Here is a 14,056-nt window from a genome sequence, read left to right as displayed (position 1 = left end):
CCGTCCAGTCGGGTCACAGAGGCCGGGCGCGCACCCCACCGCCCGTAGTGAGTGAGGCGCATTCCAGTGGTACATCCGGCATCCCCTCTTGGCAAGGGAGGAATTCAGGCTTGCGTATTTTGCGGTCGCGGGCGCACGGGCCGGTACTGAGTACGTCGCAGACAGCCCAGATTCGAACACGTGCACTCACGTCACTTCGAGAGGTCAGGTCGATCAGATGATCAGGAACTCGTTGCTCCGAACCCAGGAAGCCGTGTTGTCGCCCAAACGCAACATGCCGACGAATTCGTACAGCCCATCGGGTTCGAAGCTCGCCGCGTCCACTGTCAGAACGCTTGACTTGACGTAGCCGTTGCTGACACCCGGCGTCGTCAAGTTCCAGTGGGAGTTGGGGTCTCCTGCCTGCTCATGGCGCACCACCGGGGCGAAGGTGGTGTTGGTGCCAGATGTGGAGCAGGCTCTGATGACAAGGGTGTAACCCACCTTGTTGTTCCCTGCCGTGGTACCTGCGGCCGCCTCGATCATCAAATAAAAGGGCGAAGTCGCGTTACCACCGACCTCGTTGGGAGTGTCGTCCTGTATGCCGTTGGCGACGCTGGAGACGAACAGCCGCACGAGTCTCACTTCGTTGCTCACGTAATACCCCCCGGCGCGTGACTCGCCCTCGTCACTGCTATCACGCGAATAAAGAATCCAGGCCCGCTGGTGGCACGGACGATGATGCCGTATTTCGCCACTCGAACCGAAATTGAGTACTCCAGCGATACACCCTGCCCTTACCGCTGACAAGACAGGGAGTCACATCGTGTAGTGCTGACCGCGCTCGCTCGGCCAAGACGGAAAGAGCAAACCGGCCCACGGCCTCCTGTCCTCCCTCCTGATGTGTGAGATGTTCGAGGGCACCGGCGTGCCACGTGCACGGCTCCGGTTGCGAGTCAATGACGTCCCGCTGGAGTCCAGGCCATGGGACGCAGAGTGCGATGTTCGATCTCTCGGCAGGCGGGTCGAGAGCGGGCAGAATTGTGGATCCGCCGACAAATATCCGCCCCTCATGGCCGAGGGCCACGGCAGCGAGGAGCGCTCATCCCCCGTTGGGACAACAACGTGTCAGTTCGCTCTTCCATGCGGGCGTCGACCGGGAAGCCGGCCTCGCCGTCCGGCGATCTGAAGTGCTCGCAGTGCCGTGCTGAAGCAGACCGCACCGATGCGCTCAGGGGCCGGAGTCCGAGCCGGGCGAGCGGCCTGCTCATGGCTCCATTCAGTGGAGCGCTCACCACCGCGCCGGCGACTTGGTGTGCGACGTTCTGCGACTCATCGAGCCGAACACACCACGCAGGAACCCGCTCGCTCATACAGCCGACTTCGGGGTGTTCATTCATTCCCGGCAGGCGGATTCTCCCCACTCGTGTCCGTGTCGGTCGCGGGGCCGAGGCACCGGCACGGCCAGGAGGCGGTGAGGGTGGCGTCTCCGCCTCCGGTGAGGAGAGCCTCCACCCGCGGTCGCCGTCGAGGTCGGCCAGAACGGCTCGCTCGTGCGGGGTCAGAGCCTCTTCCGGTGTACCGGTGTCAGTCATGGAGTGTCCTCGGGTTGTCGGCTTGTGCGGCGTCCACCAGTTCCAGGATGTCGATGTTCTCCACGCGTATGTACAGACCCGCAGTTCCCGCCACCGGAGGGCCGAAGGCACCATCCGGGTTCATCTGGTAGCTCCATTGAAGGAAGAGGTCCCCACCGTGCGGGTAGCCGGACGCGTACGAGCGCGCGTCGAACCAACCGCCCACCCAGGCCCCGTCCTTCAGTCGGGCGCGTACGAACCGCGGTCGGGTGAGATTGCTGAACACATGGTCCCAGGCCGTGGGTGTCGGCCGGTAGGAGACGCGGGCGCCCCTGCGCTCCCACCAGGACACCGAGAAGGCAGCAGCCCCGGGTACACCGAGGAAGAGAACCAGCGCCCACAGCCCCACCGCTCGCGGATGATCACCCACCGCCTGGAATCCGGAGCCCGCACGGCGGACGGCATCGACAACGAAGGGGCCGATGATCACGGCGTACACGGCATCGAGGGCGACACTCGCCGTCATGGCGCGCAGCACCCGGTCGGCGAACACCTGCTCAGCGGCGACTGGCCCCCGCCGACTCTCTCTGAGGTACTGATAGGTGACGCCCGGCAGCACCAGGATGATCAGCAGAAGCAACTGCTCGACCGTGGTGGGTGGTTGCACGACCAGGACCCCCTCGATACGCGTCGGACGACATCTCAGCTTCCGCTGTGCACATACGCTGCCCACAGATAGGGGAGCCGTGGGTAGCGGACACGCATCTGTTGGGTCGCGCGATGCAGGGCCACCGCGGAACGGCCAGGGGTCAGCGTTCCGTAGAACTCGGAGGCCATAGCCGCCGCGACAGTGTCATTGACCTGCCACAAGGTGCCGATGACCTGAGGGAACCCGGCTAGCTGCATGGCCGACACCAAATGGATGGACTCATCGGTCAGATCGAACGCCTCGATGGCCGCTGTACGACACGCAGACAGATAGGCCAGTTGCGCCTTGTCGAGGTTGACCGGGCGCAGGGCCGCGACGGTGAGTCTGCCCGTGTCGTGATCGAGAAGCAGCAGGCCGCTCTGCGAGGGGTCGGTGGGATCGCTGTCGCCATGGCAGGCGAAGTGGGCGACCGTGTGATGGGGCAGTCGTTCGAGCACGGTGTGCCGGGTCGGTGGCGTGCCCGCCCCCGTCGCATCCGCCGCCGCTTCGACGAGGACTTCGGCGTCGGGCCACAGCGAGCGGACCGCGGCCACTTCCTCCCACACTCCGTCGAGGTTCCTCTCCGAAGGCAGTCCCGGCGTTGTGGGCATCGCCACCACCAGGGCGGAGCCCGACGACGTGCCGGCCGCGGCGGCACGTTGCCTCGCGTGTCGCAGAGCCCGGATGGTCGGAGTGTAGGAGGAGACAGCGCGATCCAGCACCGTACGCCGACAAGAGGTGTCGGACGGATCTGCGTGATGGCCCGCCGCGTGCACGGGCAGCAGAGCGAGCCTGCCGCAGGGCACCCACCAGATCCTGGGCGTTGAACCGTCCCCTCGGCCCTTGTCCGTGATTCCCAGGGCATCGATGACCGGTCCCGCGGCCGTGTCCCACAGCCACTTCAGAACACGGTCGATGTCACGCTGTGCCTGCAACACCTCCTCTTTGCTCGTGCGGCGGCCCAGAGCCGCGTGGAACGCGGCAGCCTGCTCGGCGACACTCTGTGTGGTGATACCTGACAGAGGCAGCGTCTCGATGCCGTCGGACCGCACGATCAGGGCGTCGCCGCGCTTCCGAGCTACGTTCAGAAGGACAAGTGGGCCGTCGGCCGCCGCAGCGAGCAGCTCGGACGTATCCGGAGGCAGGGCAAAGGCGGCGAAGCCATCGAGGGCTCGAATCTCGGCAAGCAGCGTGGCGAACTGCTCGGAAAGCTGACGTCGGAACTCGTGCACTCGGACCGACCCCGATGCCGACGTGGAAAGGCCATCGGTGTGAGCGGCAGCGGTGTCGATGTGATCGGACGAGTCGAGGAAGTACCCGGAGCGATCTAGCCGTTCGCGCAGATCGGCGAATCGCAGGGCCAGCGCCGGGTGATGGGCTCGAAGATCGGTGACATCGCTGCGGCTCTCCAGGGCAAGGCCGTGCAGCACAGCCCGCCCCGACTCCAGTAGTCGCAGAGCACGTTCCGCACGGCAAGGCGCGCTCTCGTTCGGCACGGCGAGAGCCAGTGCCGCGGCTTCTCCTGCCAGTCCGGCGAACTCACCCACCATGTGCTGCTGGTCGTGATGCTCCAAGCGTCGCGGCGCCACGTACGGCAACAGCAGGATCGCCGACTCCGCCGCATCTGCCGCCAAATCGACCGAACCGGCCTGTGCCCAGAGCTCCGCAGCGACCCGCGCCGCGCGAATGCGGAGGGAAGGGGCCGCTGAAGTCACCTCGGACGCCTCTCGGCAGAGAGCGGCAGCGGTCTCCAGATCTGTTCGAGCGCCCCTGCTGTCGAACCGCGTACGTAAAGAGGTGGCAAGGTTGCACAGGTGCTTGAGGCGTGCGGGATCAGCACGGTGCGCGGCCGACAAAGCCTGCTGCCCCAGATCGATGGCCCGGTCCAGGTCGGTCTCTGTACCGTCGCGCCTGAACCTTCTGCACAGAGCGACGGCCAGGTTGTCCATGAATCTGGGCCGCTCGGCAGCATCCGCAGGAAGCGCTTCAACCGCTTCCTCCGATCTGGCGATGCACTGGTCCAGATCAGCTGACGTCTTCGCGTACACGTACCGCGCGTCGAAGGCACTTGCGACAGTGGCCAGGCTCCGTGGGCGGTCTGGTTGGCCGACAGGCATCGTGTCCAGCGCGTTCACTCCTGCGTCGATCGCGCGGTCCAGGTCGACCGGATCCCGGGTGCGTTCAAATCGCAGCTGCAAGGCGAGGCAGAGGTTGGTCAGAGCCTTTGCGCGGTCGGTGTGTGCGGGAGTCTCGGTCGCCATGGCGACCTCGTCCAGCATTCGGATGCTCCCATCGAGATCCGTGGCCGCACCGATGGCTTCGAACCGGGTCAACAGGGCCAGAGCGAGGTTGGCTTGGAGCACCGAGCGCGAGGAGTGCGCCGATGGCGTGCTCCGCAGAGCCTCTTGGAGGAGAACGATGCTCTGGTCCAGCGCGTTCGGCAAGCCGCGGTATTCGAACTCGAGAAGTCGGGCCACGCCGAGGCCTGCCGTGCACAAGCCGTGCTGCAGGTGATCTGCGGGCGCGCTCGCGATTGCGTCCTCCGCCACCTGGATGGCGCGATCGAGGTCCGCAGGATCTCGCAGGTGGCCGAACCGCGTCTGCAGCGCTTCCGCCAGGGCCAACAGACCGGCAGCGCGCATGATCGGATCGTCGGCCGGCGTCAGTACTGCCTGTTCGGACAAGGCTATGGAGCGGTTCAAGTCGTCCTGAATTCCGTGCAGATCGAATCTCATCTGGAGGACCATGCTGAGCGTCGCGAGAAGCTCCGGGGGCCCAAGCGACTCACCGGTCGCAACGGTGAGCAGGTCCTCTCCGACAGCGATCGAACGGTCCAGGTCCGCAACAGTGGCACGGGTGGCGAAACGCAGGTTCAGCGCGACCATGAAGGCAAGACCGCACCCTTCCGTCAAGCGACGCGGATCGCCGGCTGGTTCCGCGTTCCACGCCTTCTGGAAGTATTCGACACTCCAGTCCAGATCCAGCGGATCATGCATGGCTGCGAAGCGCTCGTAGAGTGTCACGGCGAAGAGTCCCCAGTATGCGGAGCGCTCGAAACCGTCCTCGGTGGCGGAAGCCATACGATTCCAAAGGTCGGCGGTCGCGGTCAGTGGTTCCCTCGTCGGTATTTCCCGCGCTTGCCGGGATTGCTCGAACGCGTGGGTAACCGCCGCCCGCGCAAGGCGAGAGAGGAGCGGATCCGGCAGAGGTTCGAGACCCGCGAGGAAACACGGCTCAAGTGCCGCGACAGCTGCCTCGAACTCCACCTCGTTCTCGCCGGCGGGCAGAGCCAGGTAGCGGTACCAGCGAAGCCAACCTGATACGAAGCAGATGTCCGCACCGGCTCCGTGGCCTGGCGCGGTGAGCCGTTGAAGCAGATTTCCGGCGGATGTACTCAGAGCGAGTGTCGGGGCGTCGCTCGCGGCAATACGCTGCAACAACTCCCGAGCCAAGGCCAACAGCCCATCGTGGTGCTCTGATTCAGGATCGCGCACAGTGCTCGACTGTAGCGACAGCATCAGCACAAAGTGCGATGTTCCGAGATTTGTTCCGTTTTACAACGAGCACTGCATCGTCTTCCGGAGCAGACGTGGCAGGGACCGACGTTCGGATCCTGATCGAGGTCGGAGTGAGCCGCGGCAGGATCCACCGCGCCCCACCTCCTTGTAAAGCCCCGCTCAATACCCCAGGTTCTCCAAGGACCGCCCCTTCGTCGGCGTGCACAGCAGCAGCGTGAGGACACACCCCGCGGCCAGGACGGCGCAGATCAGGGTGAAGACTCCGCCGAACCGGAGCGACGCGTACGCCGTGCCGATGATCATCGGGGCGACGATGCCGCCGACGCGGCTGAAGGCGTCCGAGGTGGCGGCGGCCATGGAGCGCAGGCGGGTCGGGTAGACCTCGGGAAGGTACGTGTAGAGCGGGGCGTACAGGCCGTTGAGGAAGAAGCCGAGCAGGATGCTCAGCAGCAGGACGAGGCCGTTGCCGTCGACCTGGGACAGGGCCCAGGCGCACACCGTCGAACCGGCGAGACAGGCCACGATGCTCCACTTGCGGTCGGTGCGGTCCGCGAGCCATGCCGCCGGGTAGTAGCCGGCCACCTGGGCCACCTCGACCAGCAGGGCGTATCCGAAGCTGTCCGTGATGGACAGGCCCCGGTCGAGCAGCATGCTCGGCAGGAACGTCAGGAACCCGTAGTAGGCGAAGCTCGCGACGAAGAACATCGTCCAGACCACGACGGTCTGCCGCAGGTACGGCCCTTGCCACAGGCCCGCGAACTGGCGCAGCACGCCCAGGTCCTCGTCGCGGTCCGCCGGGGCGGGCGGCTCCGGCTCGGGGAGCGGCTTGCCCGTGCGCAGCCGGACGGCGTCCTCCAGGGCGGCGACGACGGCCTCGGCCTCCTCGTCGCGGCCCTTCAGGAGCAGATAGCGCGGTGACTCCGGCAGATTGCGGCGCCACCACAGTCCCAGCGCCACGGGCAGCCCGACCAGGACCAGGCCCCAGCGCCATCCGTTGTCGACGCGCGCGACCACGAAGGTGCCGATGAGCGCGGCGAGCACATAGCCGAGGCCGAAGAACCCGGCCAGCGAGCCCACGTACGCGGACCGGGCGTCGCGGGGCGCGAACTCGGCGAGGTAGGGGATCACGATGTTGACGTTGATCCCGACCCCGACACCGGCCAGGAACCGCAGCGCGAGCAGCATCCCGAAGTCGGGTGCCGCCGCCGACAGCAGGGTGCAGCCGCTGAACAGCACCAGGGACCACAGCAGCAGCGGCTTGCGGCCGATCCGGTTGCCGAGCACGGCGAGGGAGAGGTCGCCGGCGAAGGCGCCCGCCAGGGTGGCGCTGGCGACCAGGCCCTGCTGGGCTCCGGTCAGGGCGAACGCCGCCGTGATGAGCGGCAGCAGGAAGGACATGATCCCGAGGTCGAGGCCGTCCAGGGTGGTGCTGATGCCGCCCTGGGTGAGGATGCGGCCCTGCACCCAGGTCATCGGGAGACGGTCGATGCGGGCGGTGAGCCGTGCGGCCCGTTCGCGCGCCGCCGCCGTCGTACGGTCGGTGGTCGGAGGTCCGGCGACGCCCGCCGGCGATGTGCGCGAGCCCGCTTCGGTCTGCTTGTATGTCATGGCCCGTCGGCCTTTCGGTTCACGGGCGGTCCCGCTGACCCTCCACGGTACGGGGCCGCCACTGCTGGTCGGGAGTGCTGGTCGAGGTGTGCGGTCGGGCGGTCCGTCGCCGCGGACCGCCCGACCCGCGTCACGCGGTGCCGTCGCCGGTCAGAACCGTTTCGTACAGCCGCAGCCAGTTGCCGCCCACGACGGCCCGCGCCTCCTCGGCGGAGAATCCGAAGCGCTGGGTGAGCCGGCCCGCGACCCGCGCCAGCCCGGAGGCGTCGGTGAGCCACTCGCCCTCCACGGTGCCGGTGCCGGTGCTCGTGCCACCCAGGTCGGCGCCGCGCTGTTCGCCCCGGGTCCAGCGCCCCTTGCGCATCCACGCGAACTCGGCCGGTCCCGCCTTGGGGCTGAGATCGGTGCCGATCGCGACGTGCCGTACGCCGATCAGCTCCACGGTGCGGGCCAGCATGGCGCACCAGTCGTCCAGGGAGGCCGCGTACCGGCCGGAGATCGACCGGTAGGTGGCCAGCCCCACGACTCCGTCGCGTTCGGCCAGCGCGCGCAGTGTCGCGTCGTCGGCGTTGCGCGGATGGTCGTACAGGGAGCGCGGGTTGGCGTGGGTGATGGCGACGGGTGCGGCGGAGCGGTCGATGGCCTCGCGGCGGGTGCGGTCCCCGGAGTGGGAGAGATCGACCAGCATCCCGGCCGCGTTCATCTCCCGCACGGTCTCCGCGCCGAACCGGGTCAGTCCCGGGTCCGTCTCCTCGTAGCAGGAGCCGCCGAACTCGTTGTTGTTGTTGTACGTCAGCTGCATCACCCGCAGCCCCATCGCGTGGAACAGACGGACGAATCCGAGTCGGCCCTGCAACGGGCTGGCGTTCTGCGCGCCGAGCAGGATCGCCGTACGGCCTTCCAGGCGGGCCCGTTCGATGTCGGCGGCCGTCCTGGCCTGCACCACAAGGTCGGCGTTGGCGGCGAGCAGGTCGTGCCAGGCGGCGAGCGCGTCCATCGTCTCGACCGCGTCCTCCCAGAACGCCACCGTGGCGGTCGCGCAGGTCACTCCCCCGGCCCGGAGCTGGAGGAAGACCTCGCGGTCGTAGGGGCCGCACTGGAGGCCGTCGACGATCGGCGGCGCTAGGACGGGGGCGGGGGCGGTCATGCGGGGACCTCCATCGGCTCGTCCTCGCCCGCCTCGGCGAGGATCTCGCCGCCGGGGCCGTAGAGGGAGTCTCCGGCGTGGGTCCGCGACAGCGGGCTGTCGGGGGTCAGGGCCGTCTCGGCCTCGGCGACGATCCGCCGCCACAGCGCGAGCGGGACGGGCAGGCCGTACGTCAGGGCGCGGAGGTCGGCCGCGTCCGGGCCGTCAGCCCCCGCTTCCGCATCCGGGAGGCGGCGGGCCGTGACCGTGTCGGGCGTGCAGGTGAGAGTGACGCCGAGCCGCCGGGCCAGGGAGCGCAGCGCCTGCACCGACCAGTCCTGGCCGGGGGCGGGCAGGGTCGCCTCGCCGTGGCGGCGGGCCGCGGCGACCGCGAGGTCGAGGAGGTCGGCCGCGGTGGCGAGCGGCGGCTGCTCGCGGGGATCGGGCAGGACGGCGGCCGTGTCGCCGCGCAGGGTGGGGCGCAGGTGCCGGGCGCGCAGGGCGGGCAGGGCGTCGAGGAGGCCCGCCAGACCGGACAGGCCGTGGGTCTCGGCGGCGACCACGACATCGCGGGTGGCGGCCACGCTGCCGAACGGCACCGCCGTGGTGAGCAGCACCCGGCCGGTCATCAGCCGCAGTTCTCGGACGGAGACCCGGATGACGTCGACGGGCATGCTGGGAGCGGGGTCGGGGTGACGGGTCATGCGCGTTCCTCTTCGTGCTGGACGGCGGCGGGGCGGGCGGGCAGCGCCCAGTCCTGGTCGCCGTGCTCATGGACGGTGTGGCGGCTGGGGGCGCCGTGGAAGAGCAGGCCGAGGACGTTGCGGCCGGCCGAGTCGGCGGTCTTGTCGAGGCCGTGCACGGCCGAGTTCATGAACCGCACGATGTGCACGGGCACGAACCGGTCGTCGGCGATGTTCATGTGCGGGCTGTGCAGGGAGAGGTCCGCCAGTCCCTGGACCCGGGCGACGGTGTCGCGGTGTTCGGGGTGGGCCACGCAGAAGACGCCCACGGGGAGTCCGGGATCACCGGCCGCGGCGAGGTCGCGGGCCAGGGCCTGCACGGACCGGGGGACGTTGACCTGCCAGTCCAGCCCTTCGGCGACCTCTTCACGGGGGCCGCGCCGGGGTTCCTCGGCCGCACGCGACTTGTACCAGACGTGCCGCAGGGCGTCCGGGGCCGTCAGGTCGACGTCCAGGGCCCAGGCGTATGCGGTGCGCAGATACTCCAGGAGTTCACCGGTCGTCTCGTCGGGCCGGGTGCGCAGATGCTCGTCGACGCGCTGCTCGTCCACGAGCGGGTCGGTGAGGTCCGGCACGCTGTCGATGAGGACGGCGGCCAGTGCCTCGACCGCGGTGGCGTCCAGTTCCGCGTTCCAGCGGGTCCACAGTCGCGGCAGCGCGTCGTCCAGCTGCGGGTCGGGTGTCTCGTCGAGGAGGTCGAGGGCGCGTCGTAGCGATCCGGCGAGCCGTTGCGGGGAGTCGAACACGCCGTAGACCGTCGGGTCCTGCTCGTGGAAGCGGATGGTGCGCAGCAGCCGTTCACGGATCGCCGTGAGGTGGCCTGCGCCGCGTCGGGCGTCCAGGGCCCGGGTCAGGGCCTGTTCGCGCAGTTCCAGCCAGCGGTCGATGAGCCGGGGGTGGTTGTTGGTGAAGAACACCAGGCCGAGCGCGGAGGCGTTGCCGAGGCCGAGGCGGCGGCGCAGTTCCGGTTCCAGGCGGGCGGCGCGCGGGTCGCGGTGCCGGGCCAGGTGCTCGGCCAGGTCGGCGGCGAACTCCCGCATCAGGTAGGCGGCCAGCATCTGGGCGTGCAGCGGGGCGGCGAGCGGATGCCGGTCGGGGAGGGCGGCGTAGGAGCGGGTGCCGAAGGTGCCGTTGCCGTCGAGGCCGGTGTTGCGCATGAGATAGCCGACGTCCCACAGGCGCTCGGCGTCGGGCTGGTGTCCCGCGGCGAGGCTGTCGACGACGTGCTCGAACAGGCGCAGGCTGCGGTTGGACCGGCACCACACCAGGGTGTGGGCGGTGGCCCGCCCGCCGTACAGCTTGGGCAGTTCGGTGCGGGTGGTCTCGAGGTCGGTGTCGTCGGCGGTCCCGTCGAACAGGGCGCCGGTCATGTCCCAGTCGGTGCCGACGATACGGCTGGTGCGGCCCTCCAGCTTGGGGGTGGAGGAGAAGGCGACGAAGTCGAGCGGACCGGACGGGGTGTGCACCCGGTAGCGGACGCGGCCCCGGGAGTCCGGGTCCACGTCGAACTCCAGGCACTCGATCCGCCAGTGCTCGCGGACCATCCGGTTCACGAGGGCCCGGCCGGCGCTGAGCCGGGTGGGCGGGAGGAGGGCCAGCCGGTCGGGGGCGAGGAGCCGGTCCACGGGACGCGGCTCGGTGGGGGCGGCGGTGCCGGGCACCGTCGGGGTGATGGTCATGAAGGGCTCTCTGGTCGTGCCGGAGGGGGATCCGGCGGGCATGGGCGGTGCCTGCGGCGCGAGGGCTCGCGCCGGGCGTCGCAGGGTGTGACGGGCCGACCCGTGGCACCGGAGGAAGAGGGGTGACGGGTGGCGGAGGAAGGTGGGTTCCCGGCCGTCGGCCGGATCAGGCACGAGCGGAGGGCGCCAGGGCCGGGTGAGGGCGCCGACGTCGGAAGGTGACGTCAGGACCGCGGGCCGGGGTGCATGGGGTGCGCGTGCGGGGTGCGCGATGCGCGGTCGGCGGCGGTGGCCGCGCAAGGGTGGGGCGAGGTCAGCCGTGGAGTCCGAACGGAGCGCCGCTGTCCAGGCGCAGCAGGGGTTCGATGCGGTGGGCCAGCGGTCGCAGGACGGCGAGTGCGCCGGTGGCGGTGATCCGTTCCCGCGGGCCGTGCAGGCTCAGCGCGGCCACGGGCGGGCCGTCCTCACGGCACAGGGGGACGGCTACCGCGGCGATGCCGTCGGCGTCGTCGTCGGTGGAGGTCGCCCATCCGGTCGCCCGGATCAGCGCTCGCTCCTCGGGGCCCGGGAGGGCAACGCCCGCCTGTTCGAGTTCCGCGGCGGTCCTGGCGTCGGCGAGCGCGCACAGCAGGCGTCCGGTGGCGCTGCTGGCCAGGTCGAGGCGGTCGCCGAGCAGGAGCGTGGCGTACAGGCCGCGCCCCGGTTCGGCCCGCTGCACCACTCGGGCCGTCGCCGCGTCCAGTACGGCGATGCTCACCACGTCCCCGCAGGCCCGCGCCGTGTCGGCGAGCATCGGGGCGGTGCGCTCGCCGATGCCGGCCTGGCGCAGCGCGGTGTGGCCCAGGTGCGCGGGCCGGAGCGTGAGCCGGTAGCTGTCGTCGGGCAGCTGCTCCATCCAGCCCGCCGCCTCCAGCGTGACCAGCTGGCGGTGGACTTCGGCGCGCGAGGCGCCGATGACGCGGGCGAGGGAGGAGACCCGGACGGGCTCGTCGACGTCGGCGAGGACGTCGAGCAGCGCCAGCAGCTTCACGGCCGTGCTGAGGGGCCGTGTGGCACGGCGCGGCTCGTCCGCCGCGGCCCCGTCGTCTGTTGTCACACTATGCATGACACCGTCCTTCTCTGAGAGACGGCGGAACCTTAGGCGGCGCCCGACGGCCCGGCAAGAGCCCGGGAGTAAATTCCGCGTCACCGGGAGTTCACCTCGCCCGCCACGGGGCCGCGGGCCGGGCCGCGTCGGAGGTCAGCGGGTTCCGAAGGGTGTGCCGATGACGCGGTACATGCCGATGGAGTCGTGGTCGGCGGTGTCCGCGAAGCCGAACTTCTCGTAGAGGTGGCGGGCGGGGCCGTCGGCGATCAGGGAGACGTAGGCGGTGGCGGGCGCGCGGCGTTCCAGTTCCTCGGTGAGCGCCGCCATGATGCGTCTGCCGAGGCCGCGGCCCTGGTGGGCGGGGTGGACGCACATGTCGACGATCTGGAAGGCGGTGCCGCCGTCCCCGACGATCCGTCCCATGCCGATGGGCTGCCCGTCGTGGAGGAGCAGCACACCGTGCCAGGTGTTGGGCAGGGCGAGCGCGACCGCTTCGGGGCTCTTGTCGGAGAGGCCGGCGTCGGTGCGCAGGCGGCGGAAGACGTCGACGGAGGGCACACCGGCACGCAGCTCGTACGGGTCGTTCACTTTGGTCACTTCCGATCGTGTGTCGTCCGCGGTGGGAGGTCGGCCCCCTGGAGTTCACCGACGGGCTGGGGGCCAGTCTCCATGAACGGCGGCACGGAGCGGCACGGCCACGGGGAGGTCCCCTCTACGTGGCGCGCCGGGTGGGAAGGGGCAGGCCGAGGTTCTCGCGGAGCGTGGGTCCCGTGTAGTCGGCCGCCACGATCTTCCTCTGTCGCAGCTCGTGCAGCAGGCCGTTGACGACGAAGTCGTGCTGCCGGGGGTCGGCGAGGCCGAGGAGGGAGATCACGTCGAGCGCGCCGGCGCGGAACCGCTCCTCCACGGCGTCGGCGACCTGTTCGGGCGTTCCCACGACGGCCCAGTGACCGGTGTCCTGGGCCGCGACGATCAGTTCCCGCAGCGTCCGTCCCTGCCGGGCGTATGCGGCGAAGATCTCGACCCGGCCCCTGCGGCGGTTCACCGACGTGACCTCGGGGATGTGGCTGTCCGGAAGTTTCGCGTCGAGCGGGAGTTCCGAGAGGTCGACTCCCCCGCCGAGCATGTCGGCCACCTGCGCACGACCGCGCTCGAAGTCGATCGCCTCACGCCGCTCGCGCAGCAGCCGTCGCGCCTCGGCCTCGTCGGCGCCGAACGTGGCGTGCAGGGAGCTGAAGATCAGCGGCAACCCCGGTGCGCGCCCCAGCAGTTCGGCTTGGCTGCGGATCTTCCGGGTGAACCGGAGCGCGTGGTCCAGGGTCGGCAGGGAGGTGAAGACGATCTCGGCGTAGCGGGCGCCGAGGGCGATGCCCTGCTCGGACTGCCCGGCCTGTATCTGCACCGGGCGCCCCTGTGGCAGCGGCGGGATGTTGAGGGGGCCCGCCACGGAGAAGAAGCGGCCGGAGTGCCGGATGGGCCGCACCTTGGTCCGGTCGAGCACCGCCCGCCCGTCGGCGTCGGCGACGAGAGCGCCGTCCTCCCAGCTGTCCCACAGGGCATTGACGACGTCGAGGGCCTCGGCCGCGCGGGCGTACCGCTCCTCGGGCGGCGGAAGTTCCCCGGAACCGAAGTTCTCCTCCCCCGTCGCCGAGGTCACCAGGTTCCAGGCGGAGCGCCCGTTGCTCACGTGGTCGAGCGTGCCGAACAGCCGGGCCAGGTTGAAGGGGTGGTGGAAGGTGGTGGAGACAGTGGCGATCAGCCCGATGCGTGAGGTGACCTGGCTCAGCGCGGACACGAAGACCAGGGGTTCCTGCGAACCGATGGGTCCCTGGGCGTCGAACCGCAGGAGGTCCGCCGTGAAGAGCGCGTCGATCCGCGCGGCCTCCGCCGACCGTGCGACGCGCACGGCCGTGTCGAGGGTGGACCGTGTCGGGTCGATCGCCAGATCGTAGGTCTCCGAGGTACCACCGGCCCCCGTGACCGTCCTCAACGTCCTGGGCTGCTGCACGCTCACACGTATTCCTCTCTCGCGCCCGCTGACGGCATCTCACTGG

At 69.8% G+C, this 14,056-nt stretch carries 10 protein-coding genes; all 10 read right to left on the bottom strand.

Annotation, left to right across the window (positions count from 1 at the left end):
* Positions 1-213: 213 nt before the first annotated feature.
* Entirely contained in the window at positions 214-636 is a 423-nt protein-coding gene (locus tag ACIPSE_RS33670) for a hypothetical protein (protein WP_401670216.1), read from the bottom strand.
* A gap of 930 nt (positions 637-1,566) precedes the next feature.
* The gene (locus ACIPSE_RS33665; protein WP_401670214.1) at positions 1,567-2,220 is read right to left on the bottom strand and encodes a DUF6338 family protein; all 654 of its coding nucleotides are present in this window, start codon (positions 2,218-2,220) and stop codon (positions 1,567-1,569) included.
* A 35-nt stretch (positions 2,221-2,255) separates the two neighbouring features.
* Positions 2,256-5,759 carry a CHAT domain-containing protein gene (locus tag ACIPSE_RS33660; RefSeq protein ID WP_401670602.1) on the bottom strand — a complete coding sequence of 1,168 codons (3,504 nt, stop codon included), beginning with the start codon at positions 5,757-5,759 and terminating at the stop codon, positions 2,256-2,258.
* Between the two features lie 159 nt (positions 5,760-5,918).
* On the bottom strand, positions 5,919-7,367 hold the full coding sequence (locus tag ACIPSE_RS33655; RefSeq protein WP_401670212.1) for an MFS transporter: 1,449 nt from the start codon (positions 7,365-7,367) through the stop codon (positions 5,919-5,921).
* Positions 7,368-7,497: 130 nt separating this feature from the next.
* Positions 7,498-8,514 (bottom strand): dipeptidase, encoded by a 1,017-nt coding sequence (locus ACIPSE_RS33650; protein WP_401670210.1) that lies wholly within the window; start codon positions 8,512-8,514, stop codon positions 7,498-7,500.
* The gene (locus ACIPSE_RS33645) at positions 8,511-9,197 is read right to left on the bottom strand and encodes a hypothetical protein (RefSeq protein WP_401670208.1); all 687 of its coding nucleotides are present in this window, start codon (positions 9,195-9,197) and stop codon (positions 8,511-8,513) included. The genes ACIPSE_RS33650 and ACIPSE_RS33645 overlap by 4 nt, the downstream gene beginning before the upstream one ends.
* Positions 9,194-10,915 (bottom strand): hypothetical protein, encoded by a 1,722-nt coding sequence (locus ACIPSE_RS33640; RefSeq protein WP_401670206.1) that lies wholly within the window; start codon positions 10,913-10,915, stop codon positions 9,194-9,196. The genes ACIPSE_RS33645 and ACIPSE_RS33640 overlap by 4 nt, the downstream gene beginning before the upstream one ends.
* Before the next feature lie 313 nt (positions 10,916-11,228).
* Complete coding sequence (locus tag ACIPSE_RS33635) at positions 11,229-12,020, bottom strand: IclR family transcriptional regulator (protein WP_401670203.1); 792 nt, start codon at positions 12,018-12,020, stop codon at positions 11,229-11,231.
* Between the two features lie 135 nt (positions 12,021-12,155).
* A complete protein-coding gene (locus ACIPSE_RS33630) occupies positions 12,156-12,599 on the bottom strand; it encodes a GNAT family N-acetyltransferase (RefSeq protein ID WP_401670201.1) in 444 nt (147 codons plus the stop codon).
* Positions 12,600-12,714: 115 nt separating this feature from the next.
* The gene (locus tag ACIPSE_RS33625) at positions 12,715-14,016 is read right to left on the bottom strand and encodes an NtaA/DmoA family FMN-dependent monooxygenase (protein ID WP_401670198.1); all 1,302 of its coding nucleotides are present in this window, start codon (positions 14,014-14,016) and stop codon (positions 12,715-12,717) included.
* Positions 14,017-14,056 lie beyond the last annotated feature (40 nt).

This window comes from Streptomyces sp. NPDC090106 (assembly GCF_044747265.1).
Taxonomy (GTDB): domain Bacteria; phylum Actinomycetota; class Actinomycetes; order Streptomycetales; family Streptomycetaceae; genus Streptomyces.
The sequence above is the reverse complement of the archived record's forward strand: the minus strand, read 5'-3'. Positions and strand labels throughout refer to the sequence as shown.

Coding starts and splice junctions, on each gene's coding strand:
- ACIPSE_RS33645 (WP_401670208.1), bottom strand. CDS start 9,197: ATGACCCGTCACCCCGACCCCGCTCCCAGCATGCCCGTCGACGTCATC.
- ACIPSE_RS33660 (WP_401670602.1), bottom strand. CDS start 5,759: ATGCTGTCGCTACAGTCGAGCACTGTGCGCGATCCTGAATCAGAGCAC.
- ACIPSE_RS33635 (WP_401670203.1), bottom strand. CDS start 12,020: ATGCATAGTGTGACAACAGACGACGGGGCCGCGGCGGACGAGCCGCGC.
- ACIPSE_RS33655 (WP_401670212.1), bottom strand. CDS start 7,367: ATGACATACAAGCAGACCGAAGCGGGCTCGCGCACATCGCCGGCGGGC.
- ACIPSE_RS33640 (WP_401670206.1), bottom strand. CDS start 10,915: ATGACCATCACCCCGACGGTGCCCGGCACCGCCGCCCCCACCGAGCCG.
- ACIPSE_RS33650 (WP_401670210.1), bottom strand. CDS start 8,514: ATGACCGCCCCCGCCCCCGTCCTAGCGCCGCCGATCGTCGACGGCCTC.